Annotated in this window: 20 protein-coding genes; 13 read left to right on the top strand and 7 right to left on the bottom strand. The window is 42.0% G+C overall.

Annotated elements, in window-relative coordinates; genetic code table 11:
• Positions 1–77 precede the first annotated feature (77 nt).
• The 5 genes from H8B21_RS08850 (at position 78) to H8B21_RS08830 (ending at position 9,532) form a co-directional block, all read left to right on the top strand.
• A complete protein-coding gene (locus tag H8B21_RS08850) occupies positions 78–3,557 on the top strand; it encodes a TonB-dependent receptor (protein ID WP_223814932.1) in 3,480 nt (1,159 codons plus the stop codon).
• Between the two features lie 3 nt (positions 3,558–3,560).
• Complete coding sequence (locus H8B21_RS08845; RefSeq protein ID WP_190313414.1) at positions 3,561–5,228, top strand: RagB/SusD family nutrient uptake outer membrane protein; 1,668 nt, start codon at positions 3,561–3,563, stop codon at positions 5,226–5,228.
• Between the two features lie 2 nt (positions 5,229–5,230).
• Positions 5,231–6,727, top strand: coding sequence for a Gfo/Idh/MocA family protein (locus H8B21_RS08840; protein ID WP_190313413.1), 1,497 nt, complete (start codon positions 5,231–5,233; stop codon positions 6,725–6,727).
• 5 nt (positions 6,728–6,732) lie between these two features.
• On the top strand, positions 6,733–7,719 hold the full coding sequence (locus tag H8B21_RS08835) for a Gfo/Idh/MocA family protein (protein ID WP_190313412.1): 987 nt from the start codon (positions 6,733–6,735) through the stop codon (positions 7,717–7,719).
• Between the two features lie 124 nt (positions 7,720–7,843).
• Complete coding sequence (locus H8B21_RS08830; RefSeq protein WP_190313411.1) at positions 7,844–9,532, top strand: GMC oxidoreductase; 1,689 nt, start codon at positions 7,844–7,846, stop codon at positions 9,530–9,532.
• Positions 9,533–9,563: 31 nt separating this feature from the next.
• On the opposite strand, the gene H8B21_RS08825 is transcribed toward H8B21_RS08830, so the two are convergent.
• The 4 genes from H8B21_RS08825 to H8B21_RS08810 form a co-directional block, all read right to left on the bottom strand.
• On the bottom strand, positions 9,564–10,673 hold the full coding sequence (locus H8B21_RS08825; protein ID WP_223814931.1) for a mechanosensitive ion channel family protein: 1,110 nt from the start codon (positions 10,671–10,673) through the stop codon (positions 9,564–9,566).
• Positions 10,674–10,752: 79 nt separating this feature from the next.
• The gene (locus H8B21_RS08820) at positions 10,753–11,775 is read right to left on the bottom strand and encodes an LLM class flavin-dependent oxidoreductase (protein ID WP_190313410.1); all 1,023 of its coding nucleotides are present in this window, start codon (positions 11,773–11,775) and stop codon (positions 10,753–10,755) included.
• 259 nt (positions 11,776–12,034) lie between these two features.
• The gene (locus tag H8B21_RS08815; protein WP_190313409.1) at positions 12,035–12,496 is read right to left on the bottom strand and encodes a SpoIIAA family protein; all 462 of its coding nucleotides are present in this window, start codon (positions 12,494–12,496) and stop codon (positions 12,035–12,037) included.
• Positions 12,497–12,566: 70 nt separating this feature from the next.
• Positions 12,567–13,433, bottom strand: coding sequence for a universal stress protein (locus tag H8B21_RS08810; protein WP_223814930.1), 867 nt, complete (start codon positions 13,431–13,433; stop codon positions 12,567–12,569).
• A 195-nt stretch (positions 13,434–13,628) separates the two neighbouring features.
• Here H8B21_RS08810 and H8B21_RS08805 point away from each other — a divergent pair, with 195 nt between their 5' ends.
• Positions 13,629–13,916: a GNAT family N-acetyltransferase gene (locus H8B21_RS08805; protein WP_190313407.1), complete on the top strand. Its 288-nt coding sequence runs from the start codon at positions 13,629–13,631 to the stop codon at positions 13,914–13,916.
• A 175-nt stretch (positions 13,917–14,091) separates the two neighbouring features.
• Positions 14,092–15,156: an NADH:flavin oxidoreductase/NADH oxidase gene (locus H8B21_RS08800; RefSeq protein ID WP_190313406.1), complete on the top strand. Its 1,065-nt coding sequence runs from the start codon at positions 14,092–14,094 to the stop codon at positions 15,154–15,156.
• A gap of 306 nt (positions 15,157–15,462) precedes the next feature.
• Here the strand turns inward: H8B21_RS08800 and H8B21_RS08795 are convergent, their stop codons facing one another.
• The gene (locus H8B21_RS08795) at positions 15,463–17,322 is read right to left on the bottom strand and encodes an MGH1-like glycoside hydrolase domain-containing protein (protein WP_223814929.1); all 1,860 of its coding nucleotides are present in this window, start codon (positions 17,320–17,322) and stop codon (positions 15,463–15,465) included.
• Between the two features lie 222 nt (positions 17,323–17,544).
• Between H8B21_RS08795 and H8B21_RS08790 the strand changes: the two genes are divergently transcribed.
• Positions 17,545–17,922 carry a nuclear transport factor 2 family protein gene (locus H8B21_RS08790; RefSeq protein WP_190313405.1) on the top strand — a complete coding sequence of 126 codons (378 nt, stop codon included), beginning with the start codon at positions 17,545–17,547 and terminating at the stop codon, positions 17,920–17,922.
• Between the two features lie 105 nt (positions 17,923–18,027).
• Here H8B21_RS08790 and H8B21_RS08785 read toward each other — a convergent pair whose 3' ends face one another.
• Positions 18,028–18,603, bottom strand: a complete 576-nt coding sequence (locus tag H8B21_RS08785) for a pentapeptide repeat-containing protein (protein WP_190313404.1) — start codon at positions 18,601–18,603, stop codon at positions 18,028–18,030.
• A gap of 186 nt (positions 18,604–18,789) precedes the next feature.
• Here H8B21_RS08785 and H8B21_RS08780 point away from each other — a divergent pair, with 186 nt between their 5' ends.
• Positions 18,790–19,416, top strand: a complete 627-nt coding sequence (locus tag H8B21_RS08780) for an outer membrane beta-barrel protein (protein ID WP_190313403.1) — start codon at positions 18,790–18,792, stop codon at positions 19,414–19,416.
• 22 nt (positions 19,417–19,438) lie between these two features.
• Positions 19,439–20,059: an autotransporter domain-containing protein gene (locus H8B21_RS08775; protein ID WP_190313402.1), complete on the top strand. Its 621-nt coding sequence runs from the start codon at positions 19,439–19,441 to the stop codon at positions 20,057–20,059.
• Between the two features lie 204 nt (positions 20,060–20,263).
• Here the strand turns inward: H8B21_RS08775 and H8B21_RS08770 are convergent, their stop codons facing one another.
• Positions 20,264–21,601, bottom strand: a complete 1,338-nt coding sequence (locus tag H8B21_RS08770; protein ID WP_190313401.1) for a GH1 family beta-glucosidase — start codon at positions 21,599–21,601, stop codon at positions 20,264–20,266.
• A gap of 337 nt (positions 21,602–21,938) precedes the next feature.
• On the opposite strand from H8B21_RS08770, the gene H8B21_RS08765 reads away from it, so the two are divergent.
• From H8B21_RS08765 to H8B21_RS08755, 3 genes are all read left to right on the top strand, one after another.
• Complete coding sequence (locus H8B21_RS08765; RefSeq protein ID WP_190313400.1) at positions 21,939–22,343, top strand: YkvA family protein; 405 nt, start codon at positions 21,939–21,941, stop codon at positions 22,341–22,343.
• A gap of 139 nt (positions 22,344–22,482) precedes the next feature.
• The gene (locus H8B21_RS08760; RefSeq protein ID WP_190313399.1) at positions 22,483–22,848 is read left to right on the top strand and encodes a nuclear transport factor 2 family protein; all 366 of its coding nucleotides are present in this window, start codon (positions 22,483–22,485) and stop codon (positions 22,846–22,848) included.
• A gap of 183 nt (positions 22,849–23,031) precedes the next feature.
• Entirely contained in the window at positions 23,032–23,844 is an 813-nt protein-coding gene (locus H8B21_RS08755) for a hypothetical protein (RefSeq protein ID WP_190313398.1), read from the top strand.
• Position 23,845: the final 1 nt, after the last annotated feature.

Genomic DNA, 23,845 nt, shown 5'->3' with positions numbered 1-23,845 from the left:
GAACACTCCCGGTTGGTGTCAGGTAATATAAAAAGATGTATCTACTAAATTTTAATAAACCTAACAAATACAAAAGTATGAATAATATTGTTTATGCTATACCCATGCCTGTACGGAATTTTTGCAAGCATTGGTTGGGCAGCCTACCAAAGATAATATGGCTAATTATGAAGTTGACTTTATTCTTTATCCTACTGTTTACTTTTCATGTTCAAGCAAATGCCTTAGCGCAAAAGATAAACCTTGATCTCCGGGATGCTTCTTTTCGTAACATTATGGTTCAGATTCAGCAGCAAACGGATTATTCCTTCGTTGCAAAAGAAGGCTTATTAAAAAAAGCAAAACCTGTATCTATCCAAATTAAATCGAAGGATATTATTGAAGTATTACCCCTTTTATTCGAAGGGCAACCTTTTACCTATCAGATCAATGGTAGTGTTATCACTCTGAGAGAAAACCGTTCTGCCCCGAAAAAGGAGGAACTATCTCATTCCATGAAAGTTTTCCAAAAAACACTACGCGGAACCGTGACCGACGAACAAGGAAATCCATTGTCCGGTGTGAGTGTCGTTGTGAAAGGAACGACGACGGGCACCAGTACCGATCAAGAGGGGCGGTACGAAATCGAATTACCCAGTGCGAGTAGCGTACTTGTGTTCAGCATAATAGGTTACACACCACAAGAGATACCAGCACAAGGAGATACAGAGCTATCTGTAGTGTTGAAAGAGCAGCTCGGCGATTTAGAAGAAGTAGTCGTGGTAGGGTACGGCACACAGTTAAAAAGAGATTTAACGGGCGCCATTTCAAAGGTTGAAGGCAGTGATTTAAAAAATATGCCGATTCGAAATGCGGTAGAAGGATTGCAAGGTCAATCTGCAGGTGTGCAGGTCACTTCTACCGGTGGCAGTCCGGGAACACCGCCAGCGGTGCGAATTCGCGGGATTGGTACCGTAAACGATAACAATCCACTATATGTAGTAGATGGGCTACCTCAAAACGATATCGGATGGCTGAACCCAAATGACATTGTCAGTATGGAAATCCTAAAAGATGCTTCCGCAACTGCAATCTATGGTTCTAGAGCGGCAAACGGAGTCGTTATGGTAACTACGGCAAAAGGAGATCAGCGTGGTGACCAGCTCAGCAGTATCATTTCATTCGATAGTTATCTGGGGTTTCAGAATCCGATAAAAACCTATGATATGATGAATGCCTCGGAATTTATGGAGTATAAAAACTTAGCAAATATCAATGCGGGGTTAGATCCTTATTTCTCCGAGCAAGACAAAGCTGACGTATTAAAGTTTTTAAGATCGAACACAGGGTCAGAAGAAGGAACAAACTGGTGGAAGGAAATCAACCATAAAGATGCCCTCGTACAGAATTATGATATCGCTCTTTCTGGAGGAACCAAAGATTTGGCATACCGAACCAGTCTTAGTTATATGGATCAAGAGGGTATTATCAATGGTTCCGACTATGATAGAATATCATGGAGAACCAACTTTAACCATAATATAAGGGAATGGCTGACTTTCTCCGGGAATTTTGGACTGATCAGTGAGGGGCGGGGCAACGTATTAGAAGGTAGCCCAGGATTCAATACTGCCTTCATTGCTTTTGCAGCCGATCCAATTTCCCAAGTATATAGGACGAATCTTACAGATATTCCTGACTTCCTGCTCGATGGATTCTTCTTAGATCGGATCGATCCAAATAATCCGTGGTCGATGTATGGGCCTATACTCATGACAAATAAAGAAAATCCGGTTGCGCAGACTGACATCTACAAGAATAACCGTTGGAAAGGTATCGGGATAAAAGCAAGTGGGGCTGTTGATATTAAAATTATGCCTTGGTTAAAATACCGTAGTAGCTTTGGAATTGATTTAGGACGGGGGGTGTCCAATTCCTTCCAACCGAAATACTATTTAAATGGAAACCAATTTAACAACGATGCTACCGTTGGTGTATCTAACTCATTGAACAACTATTATGTTTGGGAAAATACGTTGACATTCGAGAAAGAAATCGATGATCATAAAATGTCCTTAATGGCCGGAACTTCTGCGGAACAGTGGAGAGGAGAATCATCAGGAGCATCTAAGCAGGGGTTGGTGTCCAACGACCCGAGCCAATGGATTATCGATGCCGGTTCCATCAACCCGCAGGCGTCTGGTACAAAGTGGGAGGATGCCTTAAATTCTTATTTCGGACGCGCGTTCTATTCCTATAAGAATAGGTATATGGTCACCGCAAATTTACGCCATGATGGGTCTTCAAATTTTGGAGAGGGCAAAAAGTGGGGGACATTTCCCTCGGCATCTGCTGGATGGAATTTTTCCGAAGAAGATTTTATGGAGCCGGCATCTTGGTTAGATGCGGGTAAGCTACGTGTAAGTTGGGGGATGATAGGAAATCAGAATATTAGCCGCGGAGCTTATTTAACAACTTACTCGGGCAATATGGGGTACTATCTTTTTGGACCACGAAATCCTCAACTGATCGGTGGTAGTAATTATATCGGTAATCCATATATCCAATGGGAGCAAACCGAACAGTTTGATATTGGTTTAGAATTAGCCTTCTTACAAAATAGATTACATTTCAACTTTGATTATTATAAAAAGACCACGGATGGCATGTTGCTAAATGTACCTTTGCCGGCTTATCTAGGGTTTCCGAACAGCCCTTGGTCTAACGCCGGAGGAGTACAGAACTCAGGTCTGGAGTTTGACTTAGCTTACAAAGATAAAGTAGGTGACTTTGGTTACTCGATTGCAGTAAACGCTTCGACCGTGAAAAACAAAGTGCTTAGTCTAGGTGGTGGCGAACCGATTACCGGAGGTGGCTGGATATCCTACTCCACGACGTTGACCGAAGAAGGTAAGCCTATAGGCTATTACTACGGCTTCAAGACTGATGGTATATTCCAAAGTCAGGCGGAAGTTGATGATTATTTCCAAGAAGGAGCACGTCCCGGCGATTTACGTTTTGTGGATATCAATGGCGATGGAGTCATCAATAACCTTGATCGTACCGATATCGGTAATCCGTTCCCCGACTTAATGTATGGTTTTCGTTTAGGAGCGGATTATAAAGGGTTTGATTTACAAATTCTAGGACAGGGAACCCTTGGTAATGATATTATGAACATAGCGAAAATTGATATGAAATCCGGCGTGGGCTGGTACAATGCTCCTAAAGATTTAATGGCTGAAGCGTGGTCTCCTACGAATCCTAGTAACTCACAGTTTAAAATTAGTGCGGCAAATCAAAATAATTTGCAGGTATCGGATTGGCTTGTCGAGGACGGTTCGTATTTGAGGATAAAGAGCATACAGTTAGGCTATACGCTACCATCCACGTTGTTTAGAAATGCGCAGTTTGACCGGTTGCGTATTTGGGCAGGAGCTTACAACTTGTTCACCTTTACGAAATACACGGGACTAGATCCGGAAATCGGTAGTGGTTCGCCACTGAGCATGGGAGTAGACCAAGGGTATTATCCTATAGCAAAGTCATATATGTTTGGTGTTAATTTAAGCTTTTAAGTGATGAAAATAAATATTATAAAAGCCTTGGCTCTATCGGCTTTATTAATACCGATAGGGTGCAAAAAAGATTACCTTATAAGAGACCCTTATGGTGTCGTGAATCAAAGTGAATATTTTAGAACAGATGGTGCCGGCCTAAAATTACTAACCAGTTGTTACCAACCTATGTTAGACACTTGGGGATATACGATCAATAAAGTTGCCATCGGAGACGAGGTTGTTGATAATGCAGGAGCAGGCGGCTCTGATCCGGGCGATCGGCCGCAGACCACAGAGGTGGGGCGAGGAAGGCCATTAGCGTCCAACGCTTTACTGTTTGAAACATGGGCCAATCGATATAAGGGAGTAGGCAATTGCAACATTGCTTTGGAGGGCTTTAAGAATGAAGGAGAAAATCTTATTCAAGACGGCAATCCAGTCCCGGAATCGACCGTTAAACGCTACGTTGCGGAGATCAAATTTTTGAGGGCTTGGTACTACTTCGATCTGATTACAGTTTTTAAGGAGGTGCCGCTAGTTATTCAAGTAGAGGAACCCTCGGTGAGGAAAGAAAAAGCTTCCCTTGCAGAGCTTAGGACACAGGTCTACCAAGATTTGGATGAGGCCATAGCGGAAAGCAACCTTCCTAGAAGTTCTGCGCTAACGAGTGCCGAAACGGGTAGGGTAAGTAAAGATGCGGTATTCGCGTTAAAAGCCCGGGCGGCCCTGTTTTTCGCGGGATTGATGGAGCAAAACATACTTTCAGGAAACGCAAAAGAAGAGTATGTACTTGCAAGGGATGCCGCGGGTGAAGTGGTGAAAAATGGAGGATTGAGTTTATTGCCCGATTTTCAGGATTTATTTCGGGGCGATTATCAGGTAGGACCGTTCTCCGATGAATGCATATTGGGCGTCATGAGAAAGTATGATCCTGGCTTTGGCTTGATCGGAGATGCGTTTGTCATTATGAATACCGGCAGAAACAATGTAGGAGGGTGGGGTGGAAATACGCCGACCAAAGATCTTGCCGCATCGTATGACCCCGCAGATCCTCGAAAAATGTTCACCATCATTAGCCATAATGATATTTTCAGAACATCTGGAGGGGGGCAGGAAGTACATAATTACCGGGGATATTTCAATGATTTTGATTTACAGCATAGCAGAAAAGCATTTGTTCCTCAGCAATACCGTCAGGACAATGACCTGCAACGCACTAATTGGCAGCCCTATTGGATACGATATGCCGAAGTACTTTTGGTATACGCCGAGGCGATCATCAAATCAGGCGGCAGCAGCGCAGAAGCACTGCCCTACCTTAACGAAGTACGAAAACGTGCATACGTCACCACATCAAAAACAGATGAACCGGCTGTCTTCCGTTTATTTGGCGAAGAACTGAAGCCTATTTCAGAAGCCGAATTCAATAGTACTTATGCAATTAAAGCTTCTGATGATGTTCTGGAAGCAATCAAAAAGGAGCGGCGATTCGAGTTAGCTTTGGAAGGATTTAGGCTATATGATCTTATCCGCTGGGGAACTTATGCAAATACGATGAAAGCTTTTTATCAAAAATATGGCTTTGCCGATAAAGGACGGGACGCCAATGATAGAAGTTGGCCATTTCCTATTCCGCAAATAGAAATTGACAGATCAAATGGCGTGTTAACGCAAAACGAAAATTATTAGAAATGGATAGAAGAAACTTTATAAAAAATACTGCGGTATTTACGGGGTTCAGCATTGTTTCGAGCCACGTATTAGGAAAAGCGTTAGGACACGTTGCGCCGAGTGACAAACTGAATATTGCCGGAATTGGTGTCGGTGGTATGGGTAGACGTAATCTCGCCAATATGAAAACTGAAAATATTGTTGCTCTTTGCGACGTCGATTGGAAATATGCCCAAAAAACGTTTGGTGATTACCCGAAAGCTAAACAGTTCAAAGACTGGAGAGAGATGTTCGACGTGATGGGAGATAGTATTGATGCAGTTATGGTAGCCACACCTGATCATACACATGCCGGTGTGACAGCGCATGCAATAACATTGGGAAAACATTGTTATACTCAGAAACCACTTACGCATTCCGTATATGAATCCCGTCTGCTGACCAACCTTGCAAAAAAATATAATGTAGCCACGCAGATGGGAAATCAGGGTAATTCCTTTGATTGGTGTCGACAGATCGCTGAGTGGATTCAGTCAGACGCTATCGGGGAAGTTTATGAAGTACATTGCTGGACTGATCGGCCTATCTGGCCACAAGGTTTAATGAAGCCCGCAGATACTATGCCCGTTCCCGATAGCCTAGCATGGGATCTTTTCATTGGACCCGCCGAAAACAGATCGTACAACAGTGTATATACTCCGTGGAATTGGCGGGGTTGGTGGGATTTCGGTACAGGTGCATTGGGCGATATGGCATGTCACATTATGGATCCCATTTATTGGGCTTTAGACTTGAAATACCCAACCCGAGTAAACGGCAGTTCGACATTGAGTAACCTTTATTCTCCACCCCATGCACAAATGGTACAATATACCTTTCCTGCTCGCGGTAAAAAAGGAAAAGTCAACATGCCGGAAGTAAAAGTATATTGGTATGATGGTGGCTTACTGCCCGAACGGCCAGAAGAGTTGGCTCCCGGCCAGATGATGGGAGACGAAAATGGTGGAATTATTTTCGTTGGCAAGAAGGGTAAAATCATGACCGGTTGCTATGGTATGAGCCCCACGCTATTACCGGTAACGGAAATGCAACATTTTACTGAACCAACTCCATGGATTCCACGTGTTGCGGGAGGAAATGGTGATATCTGGAGTAGCAATGCGCATGAGCAAGATTGGATTCGGGCGGCCAAGGAATCACCACAGAATAGAAAAGAAGCCAGTTCGCACTTCGGTTTTTCGGGGCCATTCAATGAAATGGTCGTTATGGGGGTATTGGCAGTTCGATTACAAGGACTGCATCGAGATTTATTATGGGATGGAGACCGGATGGAATTTACGAATATTCAGGAATCTGACAAAGTGAAGATTGTTTCTGTCGACGAGTTTAGCGTAATCGATGGCGATCCAAGATTCAATCGTCAGTTTGTTGAGTTAAATGCGAAGAATGCGGCCGAAGAATGGATAAAACACACCTATCATAACGGCTTTAGTTTGCCCGATATGCCACAAGTTTAACAATTATGGAAACAAACAGAAGAAAATTTATACAACAGCTCGGCATTGCCAGCGCTGGAACGATTGCTTTTTCTATGACTTCTGCACCCGTTTTTGCACATCAAAAAGTAAAGAAAATGGGGATTATAGGATTGGATACCTCCCATAGTGAAATGTTTACAAAAGACATTAACGAGGGGAGCTTAAAAGACCGAGGCTATCGCGTGGTTGCAGCCTACCCGCATGGAAGCAAGGACATCCCGTCTGCGCTGGATATGAAGCCTCGCATCATCGATGCGGTTAAGAAGATGGGCGTAGAGATTGTAGATTCAATTGACGAACTTTTGAGACAGGTGGATTACATACTATTGGAATCCAACGACGGGAGGGTACATCTGGAGCAGGCGGAGAAAGTAATAAAAGCTAGGAAGCCTTTATTTATAGATAAACCTATGGCGGAAAATCTGCTGAACGTGCAAGCAATTTTTGTGTTGGCAGATAAATATAATGTTCCCGTTTTCTCGTCCTCTTCATTGCGTTACGACAAGTTGGTTCAAGAGGTGAAAGAAGGCAAAATAGGTAAAGTTCTGGGCGCCGATGTCTATACGCCGGCAGAAATAGAGCCTAACCACATCGATCAGGCATGGTACATGATCCATGGGGTAGAGATGTTGTTCAGCGTTATGGGTACTGGATGTCAGGAAGTATTTAGAGCTTTTCACCCAGATTTTGAACAGGTTGTGGGGATATGGGAAGACGGCAGGATCGGATCGGTAAGGGGTATCAGAAAGGGAGCGGCGAATATTGCAGGAATAGCATTTGGCGAAACTGGGATATCTCCTCTAGGGCCGTTCGCCGGATACGGCCCCTTGGTAGCCGAAATTCTAAATTTCTTCGACACAGGTAAGGTTCCTGTACCAGCAATAGAAACCATCGAAATTTTTAAATTTATGGAAGCCGCTCAGCGCAGCAGTAGAACAGGTGAAAAGATACGTTTGGATACAGTTTCTTGAGCGTAGGTATCACTTTTTGAGATAAAGGAGACCCTCAATGGAGCGATCTAATTCGATAAAGAACTTACGATTGCTCCATTTTAATTACTTTTATACTTCGCAAAAGAAGATAATCTGAATATATATGCCAAAAGCTAATCATTTTGATGCTATTGTAATAGGTTCGGGGATTTCTGGTGGTTGGACGGCTAAAGAATGCTGTGAACAGGGGCTTAAGACCCTTGTTTTAGAGCGCGGAGAGAATGTTGCACACATCAAAGATTACCCTACAGCCAATCTCGATACCTGGCAATTTCCACATCGTAACCGTGTTCCGTTGGATATTTTGAAAGAAAATCCAATAGCGTCCCGATGTTACGCCTTTAGGGAAGACGCGATGCATTTTTTTACGAAGGACAGCGAGCAACCTTATATACAGGAAAAACCATTTGATTGGATCAGGGGGTATCAAGTCGGGGGGAAATCCTTAATTTGGGCGAGACAGGTACAACGATGGTCGGATTTCGATTTCGAAGGTCCCGCACGGGACGGTTTCGCAACAGATTGGCCTATTCGCTACCATGATCTCGCTCCTTGGTATAGCTACGTAGAAAAGTTTATTGGTGTATCCGGCAAAAAGGAGGGAAATCCGGCAATGCCAGATGGTGAATTTTTACCACCATTTGAACTGAATGCAGTAGAACAAGCAATTCAGGACAAAATCAATTCTTTTTATTCGGACAGGCAGGTGATCAGCGGACGTTGCGCACATATCACCGAACCAAAGCCGATACATCTTGCGCAAGGACGAACATCATGTCAGGCACGTTCTTTATGTAGCCGTGGATGCCCTTTTGGTGGGTATTTCAGTTCAAATGCATCGACACTGCCTTGGGCAGCAAAGACAGGGAATCTTACATTGAAATCAAATTCTATTGTCGAATCTATTGTCTACAATGATGAAAAAGGTAAAGCCACCGGAGTGCGGGTTGTCGATCGTAGAACCAAAGAGGTAATCGAATATTTTGCTCCAGTAATATTTGTCAATGCGTCTGCTTTAGCTACGAATCTAATCTTATTGAATTCGCGGTCAAAGCGGTTTCCCAATGGCCTAGGCAATGATAACGACATTCTCGGTAAATACATTGCGTTTCATAACTATATGGGGACGCTATCGGGGGAAATGGAGGGATTTGAGGACAAATATCACTATGGAAGGAGGCCGACCCAGCCTATAATACCAAACTTCAGGAATGTAGTTAGACAAGAAACTAGTTTTTTACGCGGATACGCATCTTTTTTTTCAGCTTATCGTTCCCAAGGCTATCCTCCAGCGGATACATTGGGTGCCTCTTTTAAAGATTCACTTTTGATTCCCGGAGGGTGGAATGTCAGTATGATGATGCAAGGAGAAACGATACCAATAGCTGAAAATCACGTCCGACTGAGCGATACTCAAATAGATTCTTATGGTGTCCCTCAATTGGTTACTTCTATAGGCTATCAAGAAAACGACTATAAAATCCTGGAAGATTTTTTAGATCAAGGCGCGGAAATGATGGAGGTATCGGGGGTGAAAAATATAACCAAGATGCGGACGAATAAGAATCCAGGCTTGGACATCCATGAGATGGGGGGTGCGCGTATGGGAAATAATCCCGCTACATCCCTCGTGAATAAATGGAACCAGCTACACGCTTGCTCCAACGTGTTTGTAACAGACGGTGCCTGTATGACATCCACAGGAACACAAAATCCCTCGCTAACATATATGGCACTTGCAGCTCGAGCCGTTCACCATGCTATTCAGGAGCGCAAAAAAAAGAACTTGTAATCCTCCGTAAATACACACGGAAAATCTGTATTTATTCATCTTGTTGTTGCGCATAAGCAACCCGCGTCTTGGATAAACTTTCTGGAAATTGGGTTCGGATATAGTCAATCATCTGTTCCCGGACAAAACATCGGAGGTCGAAAGCCTGCCCCGAGTTACGGCAACTCATCAGACATCGGATTTCCATCGTACGTTCTTTAAGATCCGTGACTTGTAAAACGTTGACTTTCCGATCCCATAGTGGATGGCCTTCAAGAAGTTCGGTTAGTTTGTCGCGCAGTTGCTGTACCGGAACCGTAAAATCGGTGTAAATAAAAACAGTACCCAGTATTTCAGCCGTTGTTCTTGTCCAGTTTTGAAAAGGCTTTTCAATAAAGTAATTAATTGGAAGCACTAAACGGCGCTTATCCCATATATTGACGACTACATAGGTAAGGTTAATTTCTTCAACTCGACCCCATTCGCCTTCTACGATTAATACATCATCCATGCGGATAGGTTGCGTAAATGCTATCTGAAAACCGGCCAAAAGGTTACCTAAAGATTTTTGTGCAGCAAATCCTATGATAATACCTCCTATACCTACTCCGGTCAATAGGCCAGCGCCGACCTTACGCATGCTCTCGAAACTAAGAAGGATAATCGCTAGCGTAACAATGATGATAATTGTTATAACAAGTTTTCGAATAAAAACGATCTGTGTTCGTATTTTTCGTTCGCGAAGGTTATTTTCCTTGTTTACGTCGAACCGATGGTATAGATAATCCTCGAACACCTTGATAGCCCGTATTAGGATGATAGCAAAACAAACAATCAGAAAGATCTCCGTAGCAGTAGATACGATTTGATGGGTGGTCGAATTCAAGCGCGCAATCGGTAGCAGGCCGTTGAAGAAAAGTAAGGGGATGAAAACACTCAAGATCTGGTTGAAGTGCTTTACAAACGATCGGAATAAAGAATATGATGTCTGGGCAACCGCTGCCTTTCGGACGAGTGGAATGAGGAGCGCCTTGATGAGGAATCCGAGAAAGATCGACAGTAAAATGAGTATAAAGTTCCATAACCAACTAGGCATTGTTTGTGAAAGATGGACCAAATTTTCTGTCATCATGTTGCTTAACGATTTTATAGATACTACCATAGTGTTACACTGAATAGAACGGTGGTATCCAGATATCGTTTCCTTTATCTTTTATTTCCTATCCAACGTCCGTCGTTAGCTACCGCCAACCCAACTCAGGCGCCACATGTTCTAAAATGGCAGAAAGCACGTGTACGTTATAATCTACTCCTAATGTATTGGGAATAGTTAAGAGCAGAGTGTCAGCTTCTTGGATAGCCTCATCCATGGCCAGTTCTTTGATCAGTTGATCTGGTTCGGCGGCATAACTTCTTCCGAAGATAGCCCGTTTGTTGGGTTCGATCATACCTACTTTATCTTCCCTATTAGCTTCATGACCAAAATAATACCTGTCTTGATCGTTCACTAGTGCAAAAATTGAACGACTTACAGACACCCTAGGTTCTCGTGTATGCCCGGCTTCTTTCCATGCCTTTTTAAATAACCTGATCTGTTCGGCCTGTTGTATATGAAACGGCTTTCCGCTTTCGTCGTCTTTTAATGTAGAACTTTGGAGGTTCATGCCTTTTTGAGCAGCCCAAATAGCGGTAGCGTTTGAACCTGCTCCCCACCAGATGCGATCGAGCAATCCTTCCGAATGAGGTTCTAAACGTAATAGTCCGGGTGGGTTCGGAAACATGGGGTTAGGATTAGGTTGAGCAAACCCAATACCTTTTAATTTTTCTAGAAATTCTAAACCTTTCTCACGCCCCATGTCGGCATCAGTTTCACCTTGGTTGGGCTCATATCCGAAATAACGCCATCCATCGATTACTTGTTCCGGTGACCCTCTGCTGATACCCAATTGTAAACGACCACCTGAAATTAGATCAGCAGCTCCTGCGTCTTCGATCATATACAAAGGATTTTCGTAGCGCATGTCGATTACACCAGTGCCAATTTCAATCTTGTGGGTTCTGGCGCCTATGGCGGCCAATAGGGGGAAGGGGGAAGCCAACTGCTTGGCAAAATGATGTACCCGGAAATATGCTCCATCTAAACCGATTTCTTCTGCTGCTACAGCCAAATCTATAGATTGGAGCAAGGTGTCGCTCGCCGTACGGGTGCTATATGCTGGATGGTTGTCCCAATGTCCAAAAGATAAAAAACCTATTTTTTTCATGATTCCACGGTGGATTTAATGAGGTACTAAAATAATAAAATAACTTGTGGGATGATGAAGCTAGAATAAAAAATCCTGAAGCGGGGAGCTTCAGGATTTTTACTAACTAACCAATTATTAACCTAAATTATGAATTACCAAAATAAGTGCAATTCCTGTGCCTAAGCTGTCGACATAAAGTTGATTTAACATATCTTAACAAAAATCAATAGCTATCTATAAAATGCCCTTATCATTTTAACCTCGACATTTATTTTTACTATCGTTTCCTGAAAAGTCGTCCTATCAATACCGCTCCCAAGGTAATCAACGCTATTTTTCCAAATGATAATTTTGTTTTCGCCTGAGCTTGGCCATCTTCAGCCGATACCCATGCGATTGCTTGTTCCAATTGATTATGACGGAATCCACGTGCTTCCCCAGGAGCTACAACACTGAACATATCTGTGAATTTCCGCACACCTTTCTGATCGGTCACAATACCTATTTTTTTCCATTCGGAAAGATGCTTTATGCCAGCAAGCATATCCTGTATCCATGCCGATGTAGTAAAGTTCTTTACGTCGGTATCCAAAACGAGGAGGTAATGGATTTTATTGAACTTGTGTGACAGCTCTTCCAAACCCGGAAACAGTACTGTTTTAAGGTCTTCGCCTGTCACTTCACCCTTAGCTCTCACTCCGAAAACATGTTCGGGCAGATCGTTTATTTTTTCTAACATATTGATCCTTTTGTTTTTAAACTAACAGTTGGCGAGGATAAAATGTTTCGATAAGCTATGTCAAAAAATCCTACAGACTCTTTTCTCTAAGTAGTAGTAACGGAACCTCTACCTTCTCCGTAAGCCGCTTACTAACGCTTCGATGGAACAACCCCTCGAAAAAACCATAGCTTTTCGGAACGGTAATCACTAGATCCGCATCCTTATCTTCAGCAAAATCTGCAATCTCTTCAACTACGTCTTCGCCTTCCTCATAATGGTACTCGGGCTTAAAATCATCCAACAGCTTGTGCATTTTATATTGTTCCGGGATTGTATCTGGATTGAAGCGTTTTCCTTCCAATGCCACATTAAGCACCAATAGCTTGGCACCCAGATTTTCAAGCCACCAACCGATCTCAGATACCGGTGTGGTTCTCGTCACCTGTTTAAGGTCACAGGCAAACACGATCTTTTTTACACCTTCAAACTCAGCATCTTTCGGAACGATCATCAATGGCGCCGGACAGGATGATGCAAGGCTCACTGTATTGCTCCCTACTATAAACCTTTCCAAACCGCTTTTGCCCGTTGTGCCTACCACGACCAATCCAGCATGCCATTGCTCAGCAAGCTGTTCCACCCCAAGCTCCAATGGTAGCCCGTTGGCGAACAATTCTACCGCTATCCCAGACTCGCTTCCTAATATCAGCCTAATTTCCCGTTCCACAATCTCAAGTGCTAGCATGCTACCCTCATGCGCAAGTATTGTATCCGTTTCAGCCACAGGAATATCCGTGGCTGTGGGAGCATTGTCATATGAATGGTAGAGTAAAATCCGTGAAATCCCAATTGATTTGGCTAGCCCTGCCGCATACCGTGTAGCAGTCATCGCTGCCTCGGAAAAATCTGTAGTGATAATAATTGTATCCATAGCTGTTAATATTTTATTGTCCATTTTCTTTCATCACTTCCTTCCCTTCGTCAACTATATCGGCTCTTGATGTTTTTATTTAGCAGATTTTCACTGAATAAAGTTACTTTCCGTTTCTTACTCTACGGTATATAAAACGTTAAATTTGTGTAAACAGCATATAGCCAAATAGAACCACGTATATTTGTATAAAAAACAAAATTTAAATGGAGACTTAACATGATAACATTTAAACAAGAAGAAGATCAACGTAGAGGAAAGTTTGTCATTTTGGAGGATGACATTCCTGCAGGAGAGATGACCTACGTATGGGCTGGTGAGAATAAATTCATTATTGACCATACGGAGATATATGAGGCATTTAACGGTAAAGGCTATGGTAAGCAGTTGGTCATGAAAGGAATAGACTACGCTCGAGAAAAAGGGGTAAAAATCTTACCGCTATGTCCCTATGCGAAGAAACTTATGGAGCGTGACGACAGTCTAGATGATGTAATTTTTCGATAGTATACTAAACCCAGTCTGGAATTTACATCTACGAAACCAGAATAAATAAATCCGGAGACGAGAAGTCTCATCAGTATGTGCTTTTGACATACGGGCAACCATGTTCAGGGATAATTTTTATACCTTTAACGGAGTATTGCCAAAATTGGCCTCCTTTAATTTAAATAATCATACCATGTCCATATTATTTAGTCCGATAACCATCAAAGGTGTAACATTCAAAAATAGGATCATTGTGTCGCCGATGTGTCAATATTCCGCTGTTGATGGCTTCGCCAATGACTGGCATTTTGTTCATCTAGGAAGTTTTGCAGTAGGAGGGGCAGCCCTTGTTCTTGTAGAAGCCACTGGTATCTCCGCTGAAGGTAGGATTTCGTCTGCGGATCTAGGGTTGTGGAAAGACGACCATATAGATAAACTGACGCAGATAAATACTTTTATCAAGCAGCAGGGCGCCATCCCTGGAATCCAGTTAGCACATGCCGGCCGGAAGGCTAGTACGATGATTCCTTGGGAAGGTCGGGATGAAGTAAAACCAGAAGCCGGCGGCTGGCAGACTGTTGCTCCGTCTGCCGTTCCTTATTCCGAGAATTATCCAAAGCCCCTAGCATTGGATTTGGAAGGGATTCAAAAGGTTATTTCTGATTTTAAGAAAGCTACCGAAAGAGCTCTAAGAGCAGGATTTGAAGTAATTGAGATACATGCTTCCCACGGTTATTTACTCCACCAGTTCTTATCTCCGTTAGCGAATCGGCGTACCGATTCCTATGGAGGTAGCTTTGAAAACCGAATCCGACTGTTGCTCGAAGTGGTGGAAAGTGTTCAATCTGTTTTACCTCGGAAAACTCCACTTTTCGTGCGTATTCCAGCAACGGATTGGGCAGAGGGTGGATGGACGCCGGAAGATGCTTCGTCATTGGCAAGGATCTTAAAGGAAAAAAATGTCGATGTCATGGACGTGACGAGTGGCGGTGTCGTGAACCATCAAAAAATTGCTGTAGGGCCTGCATATCAAACGCCTTTTGCCGCAAAAATAAAAAGAGAAACCGGCGCATTGACTTCTACGGCGGGACTGATCACAAACGCTATACAGGCAGAATCTATTTTGGTCAATGGAGAGGCAGATTTAGTTATGCTCGCCAGGGAGTTTTTACGAGATCCACATTTCCCGTTACGGGCAGCACACGAATTAAAGGTAGATATAAGCTGGCCAGTGCAATATGAACGAGCTAAGTGGTAGCAATAAACGGTATACGAAGTCGATGTATCAGACGGCTATGCAGGAATAGGAAGAAAGAGCAAATCATAAAAAAATCCTGAAGCGGGGAGCTTCAGGATCTTTTAACTAACTAACCAATTATAAACCTAAATTATGAAAAGTAATATTACATAATCAACCTCCGTGCCTCTAATATTTATGACAGCTTGGTTTAACAACATTTTAACAAATTAACCATTTCCTTGACATATTCTTTTGTGATACAGCCTCTCCAACTGTCAATATTTCTTGTCATCAAGACAAAAATACAGATGGTGGCATTTTTTGTCAGGGACGCTGGGGAATCTTCACAACCACTTTATCGTCTAAGCGGTTGCTGGTTTTAACCAAAAGACCGTCTACCCAGATGCACAATGCACTTTGATCTCCTTCTTTTTGCAGATCCCAATCTTTTTTCCAGATGATGTCGATTGTTCTGCCGTGGTAGGCAATGTTGCCTAAGTAAAAATAAGACCAAGTATTTTCAGGCAGTAGCGGCTGTATAATAAACTGGTCTTGATGCAAGGGGTTAAACCCCAATAGATCCGCTATGATGATATCCGGAAACGTCGAGTGGAAGTAATCTTTCTCACCACCGAATGTTCCCCGTTCACTTGGAATGTACCATTCCCCGATATTTGGTTTTTCGCCATGCGTAGCTACTAATTTCTGCACGTAGTCGTAAAGCAATTGCCTATCAATCTCTGTAACCTGCTTTTTGTAATTTCTCAGATAGTTGGCATACGCCTTATACACGACCGAATTTTGAAACGGCCAACCACGTCCATTCCAGGCATAGGCCTGTTCGTTATAATAAGGGTGTTGCTGTTCGGCGGTAGTCATACCTCCGGTATTGTGAAAACCTTTTTCAGAAGCGAATATCTGCCAAGCTCCTTCGTATTTTCCATTATCCGAAAATGGGATCATATTGAAATACCAAGGCGTATAACCCACTGATTCGCGAACGCGTGCTTCGAAGTCGCGTGCACCAAATTTATTGTCTCCAGCGGTATAACTATAGAAAAACTGATCCTCTTCATTCCACAGCACGTCGAGCACTTTTTGTTGAATATCCTCCGCCTTTATTTTATATTCCATTGCCATTTTTTTGGCTTCCCGATCAGCAAAATTATGATGCGTTAAGGTGTATAGGTTAGATAGCGAACGTAGATTGGCATAAGCATAAGCGTTTAAGGTAGGCCTTACCATATAAAAATCTGGATAGCCACTGCGATAAGCCTCGGGATACTGTTTGGCATGCGGAGACTGAGCGGCATTTTTGGTTGTTCCCCAACCTAAATAATAGTTACGCCAATTGGCATCGGTATAGAGGCTATAAGCGCCATCACTCTCTATAAGTCCAAGTACCGTAGATAGACTGAATTCCATACCATCGTAGAGATCTAGAAATTTGTACATACCTGCCGTTTTTGCATGTGGGTCAGTTACCGTAAACAGCGTATCCCAGACCTGTTGATGAGCAGCCAAGTGGGGCAGGATGCCATACAGCCAGTCATTGTCGGGATGCACTTTAAGAAAAGCCTCTATACCATTGACCATCCAACTGGAGTAATGGTGACTTTCTGGACGCGACGTATAGGTCAGGAAGTTCGCGTTTTCCCGCTGGTTTAGGCGGGAGGCTGATCCCCGCATATAGTAATCTGCGTAAGATTTTAAAAATTCCGGATTCCGAAGCCAGCGCACATCGTAAAACTGATGTCCAGCGGGGCAGGGGATAGCACCGCTGAGCGTGGCCCAAGGTTTATCGCCGAAAAACTCTGTAAATACCCAATATGTTTGTTCATCATAAGGGTCAACATACGCCTTGAGGTGTTTGGAAATCATCCACCAGCGGTAATTATAGACTTTTGTGACGTTGTTATCCGAACACAAAAACAGTGGAATATTATCACGGAGAAACGCCCTGTTATTTTGCTTGTCGATATGTCCATCAGAAGCAGGTCGGCCAACATAACTGTTAAACTCGTCGATTTGCTTGTCCAGTATGCTGATTGCCAAATTTTTACTGTTTTTTAGGTCTGCATATGTTGATTGTCTGGCTGTGGAACAGGCTGATAGGAATAATGCAAAGATCAGATATACGAAATAGTTTCTTATCCGTATTAATGCTTTAAAGGTTTTATTCATGGTGTCTTACGTATTTCCTAACAACAGGATATCGCTAATATCTCAATTCTTGGTAAAATACGCAAATATCATCCGTTAAGAATAACTACAGCAGACTTTACATGAATTCGACATAGGCATCTCACTGCATGTTCCATATTGAAACAAATTTCTTGACCTATGACAAGTTAAACAGCGGCAGAAATCGTTAACTTGTGATCTATCTTAGAATATGTAAACTATATGCTTAAAATAAATGTAAAAACAGACTGTGGACATTCTCCGAAACGCACGTTTCTCCGAGATTTTAATATAGCTTTCGGAAAAGGAGATGCTAAATTTATTATTGCCCAAGTGGCAGATGATATCGTTTGGGAGGTAATGGGCGAACGAGCTATTGAAGGAAAAGACAGCTTCTCCAAAGCGATTAACGAGATGAAAGGGAAAGAGGTTGTCGAAATAACCATAGAGAAAGTCGTAACACACGGTAAGGAAGGTGCCGTGAACGGTATGATGAAAATGAAGGACGGCAAACAGTATGCTTTTGCAGATTTTTATGAATTTAAAAATACGACGAGCACAACCATTAAGACCATGGCTTCTTATGTGGTCGAAATATAGTCGTTAGCACAAATCCACCATTGCACCAATCTTCTGCAATAGAAGTAAACGGTCAGGTATCATTTGTTTGGAAGTCATCTTGATGGCTGGGCAAAGTAGGTGAATTTATCTTTCGATTATGATATTATACTTCGATAGCAGCCCGGAGAGTCCTCCAAGCGAAAATTTAGCTTTCTTGATACGGTTTGCTTCCGGATCTATTGAATAATTGTATGCTGTCCTGAAGTCAGCCTTTTCTAGTACTGTTCTATCGAACGAAGTATTTGCCAGATCGCAATTGTCAAACACAGAATCTGTCAAATCGCATTCTGCGAAATCAGTTTCCCGTAATTGGGAATTACGGAAAACGATTTTTCTGATTTTCGTTTTGAAAAAAGAAGAATGATCCAACAGGCAGTTGTCAAACGAGAATGAGAGGCCAAAATGGTTACAGGTGCCAAATTTTAACCCCAACATTTTGCAACCTACGAATTTTGTATGCTGGAACGACGTTGCTTCCAGTGTCACCAAACTCAAGTTACAGTTTTCAAATGTACAATCTATAAACCTAATTCCACTTAGTGTGCTTTCCGCAAAATTACAACTGTTGAAAATGCAATTTTCATATTCGCCTTTGTTTAACGAGGCATAGGTAAAATCCTTTCGCTCAAAGCTTTTGTCGTTCGTATATATATCTTGCATTTACTGTTCCAAAGTATGTTTTCAAAAAATCTTGCTGACCAAATATAGATAGAGATTTTTTATTTAACGAATGTGGAAGAACACACGGGAATTAATGAAACGGAATATGTTACCGTGATGGTTTTTTATTTTAGAAATATAATTCTATTTTTGGCGACATTATTTATCTATACATTTCATAAATCAATGAGAAAAATTTTACTTATGCTGTTCGCAGCGACTTGTTTGGCGGCAATGTCGCATGCACAGGAATTTAACTTTCAGAAGGGGGATATACTTCTGGAAGGAAACGCTGGATTGTACTCCACGAAGAGAAAAGGAGATTCGCAGTGGAAAAGTACTAGCTTAACCTTAAATCCTAAAGTCGGATACCTTTTAACCGAAAAATTTGCAGTGGGACTTGACTTAGGATATCGGCTAGATAAAAATATAATGTCGGGCGAAATGTCGGGTGATAGCAAAACGCAATCATACCGGTTCGGGGCATTTGGTCGTTATTATTTCTTAGAATTAGGGAAACGTTTTAAAACTTATGCGGAGGGAGCTGCATCTTATGGCTTTACCAATTACGATAATTATACTAATTATGATTATGATAGGTTAGATAGCTATGCCGCCAGTGCAGGTATCGGTGCAAACTTTTTTATTACACCTAAGATAGCTATCGGTTATTCGTTCGCAAATCTGATTTCCTATTCTATAGACAAACCAGATATGCCTGATGCTGATAACGTCAGCAGGTTTAACGTGAATGTGAATTCATTTCGTAATTTTTTTGAATCCGGTCAGTTTTCCTTGACTTTCAAGTTCTAATTATCTCATATTTTATAGACACATGAAGAAATTTACAATTATATTGGTGGCTTTGATGAGCTTTGTCGCTATAGTGAAAGCGCAGGAGTTTAATTTCAAGAAAGGTAATTTTTTGGTAGAAGGTACATTGAGTGCCTCGGTACAAGAGGGAGGGATGGAAAATTATGACAAGCGCTCCGCTTTTGGGTTCCAACCACAAGCAAGTTATTTTCTAACAGATAAGCTAGCTCTGGGTTTGTCTTTTGGTATCGGCAATGGGAAGTTTGAAGAGAGCATTGACGCTACCGAAGGAACAATCGATTATAACCATTATTCTGCAGGAGTTTTTGGCCGTTATTATTTTTTGGATCTTGGCACACGCTTTAAGACTTTCACGTCGCTGGAGGGTCATTTTATGGATATGAGCTATAACGATGATATTTTTGATTTACCTAATACCAAACAATACGCTATTAGAGGTGGTATCGGGATGAACTTCTTTATCACAAGAAATGTCGCTATAAATTATACTTTTTCGAATGTTGTTGGATTCAGTTCCTTAAAATCGGGCGAGAACTCAACAACGAACAGTTTCTCTTTAAGCTTGAATGATTTTCAAAACTTCTTCAATTCTGGATCCTTCTCTTTAAGTTTCCGTTTTTAAGTCGTAAAACCCTTCTACATTTGACTCTTGTTAACAAAAAGTAGAGGGGAATAAAAATCAAAGCCTGCATATGCAGGCTTTGCTAATTTTTTGATTCTCGCGGTCCATTTCCTTTTCATCACGGTATCGAGCCTTACAGATTCCTGTAGAGAGACTGTTTCCGAGCATCGTCCAGAGTTCGACCCCGGTGTCGGCACGGGGATTTTATTTCAGAAACTCAGCATACCAATGTCCAGACGCTTTTACGATCCGTTGTTGTGTAGAAAAGTCGACATATACAAGTCCAAAGCGCGGGACGTATCCTTCTGCCCACTCAAAGTTGTCTAGAAATGTCCATACGAAATAACCCTTAACATTCACACCCTCTTGTTTGGCGCGTAATACTTGCTGAATCGCGTCCTGTAGGTATTGTTTTCTCTTCGGGTCGTCTATTTTGCCGTTCACCACATTATCAGGAAAAGCTGCGCCATTTTCGGTTATGATCAGTGGAGGAATGTTGTGATATGCACTAAATTTTTTTAAGGTATGGTAAACCGATTCGGGATACACTTCCCAGTTCATTGCTGTTGTTTCTACTGCACGGTTTTTAGCGTTGACGATTTTCGCCTGTATATAAGGTACAAAGTAAGAATGCTTGATGATTTCCCTGGTATAGTTCTGTAGACCTATAAAATCCATATTAAATTTCAAATCCTGTTCATCGTTCTGTTGCATATATTTTTCAATCCTATTTAGTACTTTAATGCTACCTGTAGGGTAGCCTAGACCAAGTAATGGCTCTATAAACAGCCTGTTGAGCAGCAGATCTGCTCTTTCAGCAGCAAGGGCGTCTTTTTCGCTGGCGGAGAAAGGCTGCACATGTGAACATGAAAATGTTGTGCCTACGTTGCTGTCTGTTTGCAATGATTTGATTACCCTTGCTCCATGTGCTTGGGCAAGTGCCGTGTGATGGGTAGCAGCAAGGAACGTGTCAAGACCGTTTTTGCCAGGAGCATGAATCCCGAAAAAATAACCAGCCGCACAAAAGACGGTAGGCTCGTTCAGAACGATCCAGTCTTTTACCCGGTCACCGAAATGTTTTACGCAGATTGCTACGTAGTTTCCGAACCATTCCTTTACATCCCTATTCGTCCAGCCACCATTTCTGTCCAACGCGTGAGGTAGATCCCAGTGATACAGCGTGACCCACGGTCTTATTCCCAGTTCCAGCGATCGATCGATCAGTTTATTATAGAAATCGATCCCTTGTTGGTTGATCCGGCCGTTTCCTTCAGGAAGGATCCGGCTCCAGGCAATGGAAAACCGATGGTTATATATGTTCAGTTTTCGCATCAAAATCAGATCGTCTGTATATCGGTGGTAAAAGTCACATGCTATATTGCCATGTTGACCGTGTAATAGGCTTTTTTTCTTCTGTACAAAAACATCCCAGATAGAGGGGCCTTTGCCGTCTTTGTTGTGTGCTCCTTCAATTTGATAAGCAGCTGTAGAAATGCCCCAGATAAAATCATCATCAAAGGCTTCCTTTTTTAATGGCGCCATCTACCGATTCTGTTTTAAATACATGCTATCTCTCTTTTTATATGCCTAATCTTGATGGGATCTGAGGGGAGAATAGAAGGATCTAAACTGAGGGATCAGCAGTTGGAAGATAAAACGTTGAAAGAAGTTGAAGATAGTTCTCATAATATGATCGTTTTGCGTTAAAAACTAACTTAGTATGTATAAAGCTACTATAATGTTATGATTTGGAAGTTAATGTTATATTAAATTTTTGCAAATATCCTTAGATAGTTATAAGCATGTAAAGATGGCAGGAATATAAAAATGGATCGAAATTTGGTCTTATGGGATTCGTGTTAATAAATTTATTCGTTCAATGGTACTACAAAAACTGAAGTATTTGGGAAAAGCGTTGGCGCTTTTCAAGGTTTTCAAAACATATAGTCTTACTAATAAAGATATAGCCGATGCCGATAATTTAGCGGAACATCTTTCCGATAGAAAAGCGGAATTTAAACTTATTTTAGCGATGGCTAACGATTCGATTAAAGGCCGTTACAAAATAGGTAAGCTAAATCTTGGAATTATCGTAGCGACTGTTGTGTATGTTATTGCTCCACTTGATGCCATTCCTGATGTCGTACCGGTTTTAGGATGGGTGGATGATGTCGCTATTATTGGCTACGCGCTCAGCAGGCTGAAGTCCGAAGTAATCAAGTATCAAAAATGGATCGCAAGCACGGAAACAGGAATAGATCGTTCTATCAACCGTGTTCGCTAGATATTACGGTAGCAAACTCATCGCAGATCAGGCGCCCATTAAGTGCTTAGCCCCATATGCAATAAATTCTTGATTCACTTTTATTTAAAGTCAAATAATAGTCGTTAGAACAATTTGCTTAAGCTGTTGTTTTCCAATTATGGAAAATATAAGACAATTGGTAGAGAAAATCAACCGGCTTTTTGTTGAGGGAAATATGGAGGGCTTCATGGACTATTTAGCGGAAAACGTAGTTTGGGAAATGTATACTTCGTCTTCCGGACATACGATAATCAATGGTAAAAAAGAAGTGTTTGACATGGGCGGTAGCAATATGCCTGAACATACGAGCTTTGAATTCGGCACTATAGTAATCGAAGGTGACAAGGCATCTGTGCAAGGTCAGAGCACAGGCAAACTGCAAGATGGTACTGAATATAAAGGGCATTTTTGTGATGTTTACCATTTCAGGGATAATAAGATATCTAAAATCGAATCTTATGTTATCGATAACAGAAAATCGTAGGCGAACTTTACAACGGAAAGGATAGAAGTGGAGCGAAAATTCTCTACCTCTCGAAAATTCCTATTTCAGTGGAAGTTTCGCTTGCTTGGAGCGTTGGCAGATCAAGGTTTTAGTACTGTGTTTTATGTTACGAGCTCCACACTTTATTCTTGCAAACTCACACTTTTTTTTCGATGTACGACTGTGGAAATTCTTATTAAACCATTTTTAGGTTTATCGGTCATACCGTTAGTTATTGGTTCTTTAATTATTTTCCGTAGGAAATCGTTCCTCTTTTTATGTGCAATGTTGGCTTTTATTGGCAATGTATCTGCTCAAATCATCAAACTTGGGTCTGACAACCAGAACAAAGATCAATTACTGATCATCCAGAAAGATAAATTGAAAATGTTGATAGATTCCAAGGGAAATATTCAAGACAGGAATCTTCCTTTCTTGAACAACGGGGTCAACACAGTAAATGACAGGTCAATTGATTATGACAGTCGTGGGCGGGTGCGTGAGATCGGAGGTCTACGGGTTTCTTACGATATCCACGACCGGGTGAGTCAGATTGGGGACGAAAGAATAAGCTATAATATCCATGGACGCGTTAGCCAAATAGGGGATGATCGCGTCAGTTACGATATCCACGACCGGGTGAGTCAGGTTGGGGACAAAAGAATAAGCTATAATATCCATGGACGCGTTAGCCAAATAGGGGATGATCGCGTCAGTTACGATATCCACGACCGGGTGAGTCAGATTGGGGACGAAAGAATAAGCTATAATATCCATGGACGCGTTAGCCAAATAGGGGATGATCGCGTCAGTTACGATATTCACGACCGGGTGAGTCAGATTGGGGATAAAAGAGTACACTATGATATCCATGGACGCGTCAGCCAAATAGGGGATGATCGCGTCGATTATGACATCAGCGGTCGGGTCGTTAAAGGTGGAACGAATAATTCCTTCCTGCTTTATAAATTGATTGAGAAATATAATCACAAGTAAA

The organism is Sphingobacterium chuzhouense (genome assembly GCF_014692525.1).
Classification (GTDB): Bacteria; Bacteroidota; Bacteroidia; order Sphingobacteriales; family Sphingobacteriaceae; genus Sphingobacterium; species Sphingobacterium chuzhouense.
This window is presented reverse-complemented; position numbering and strand designations above follow the sequence as displayed.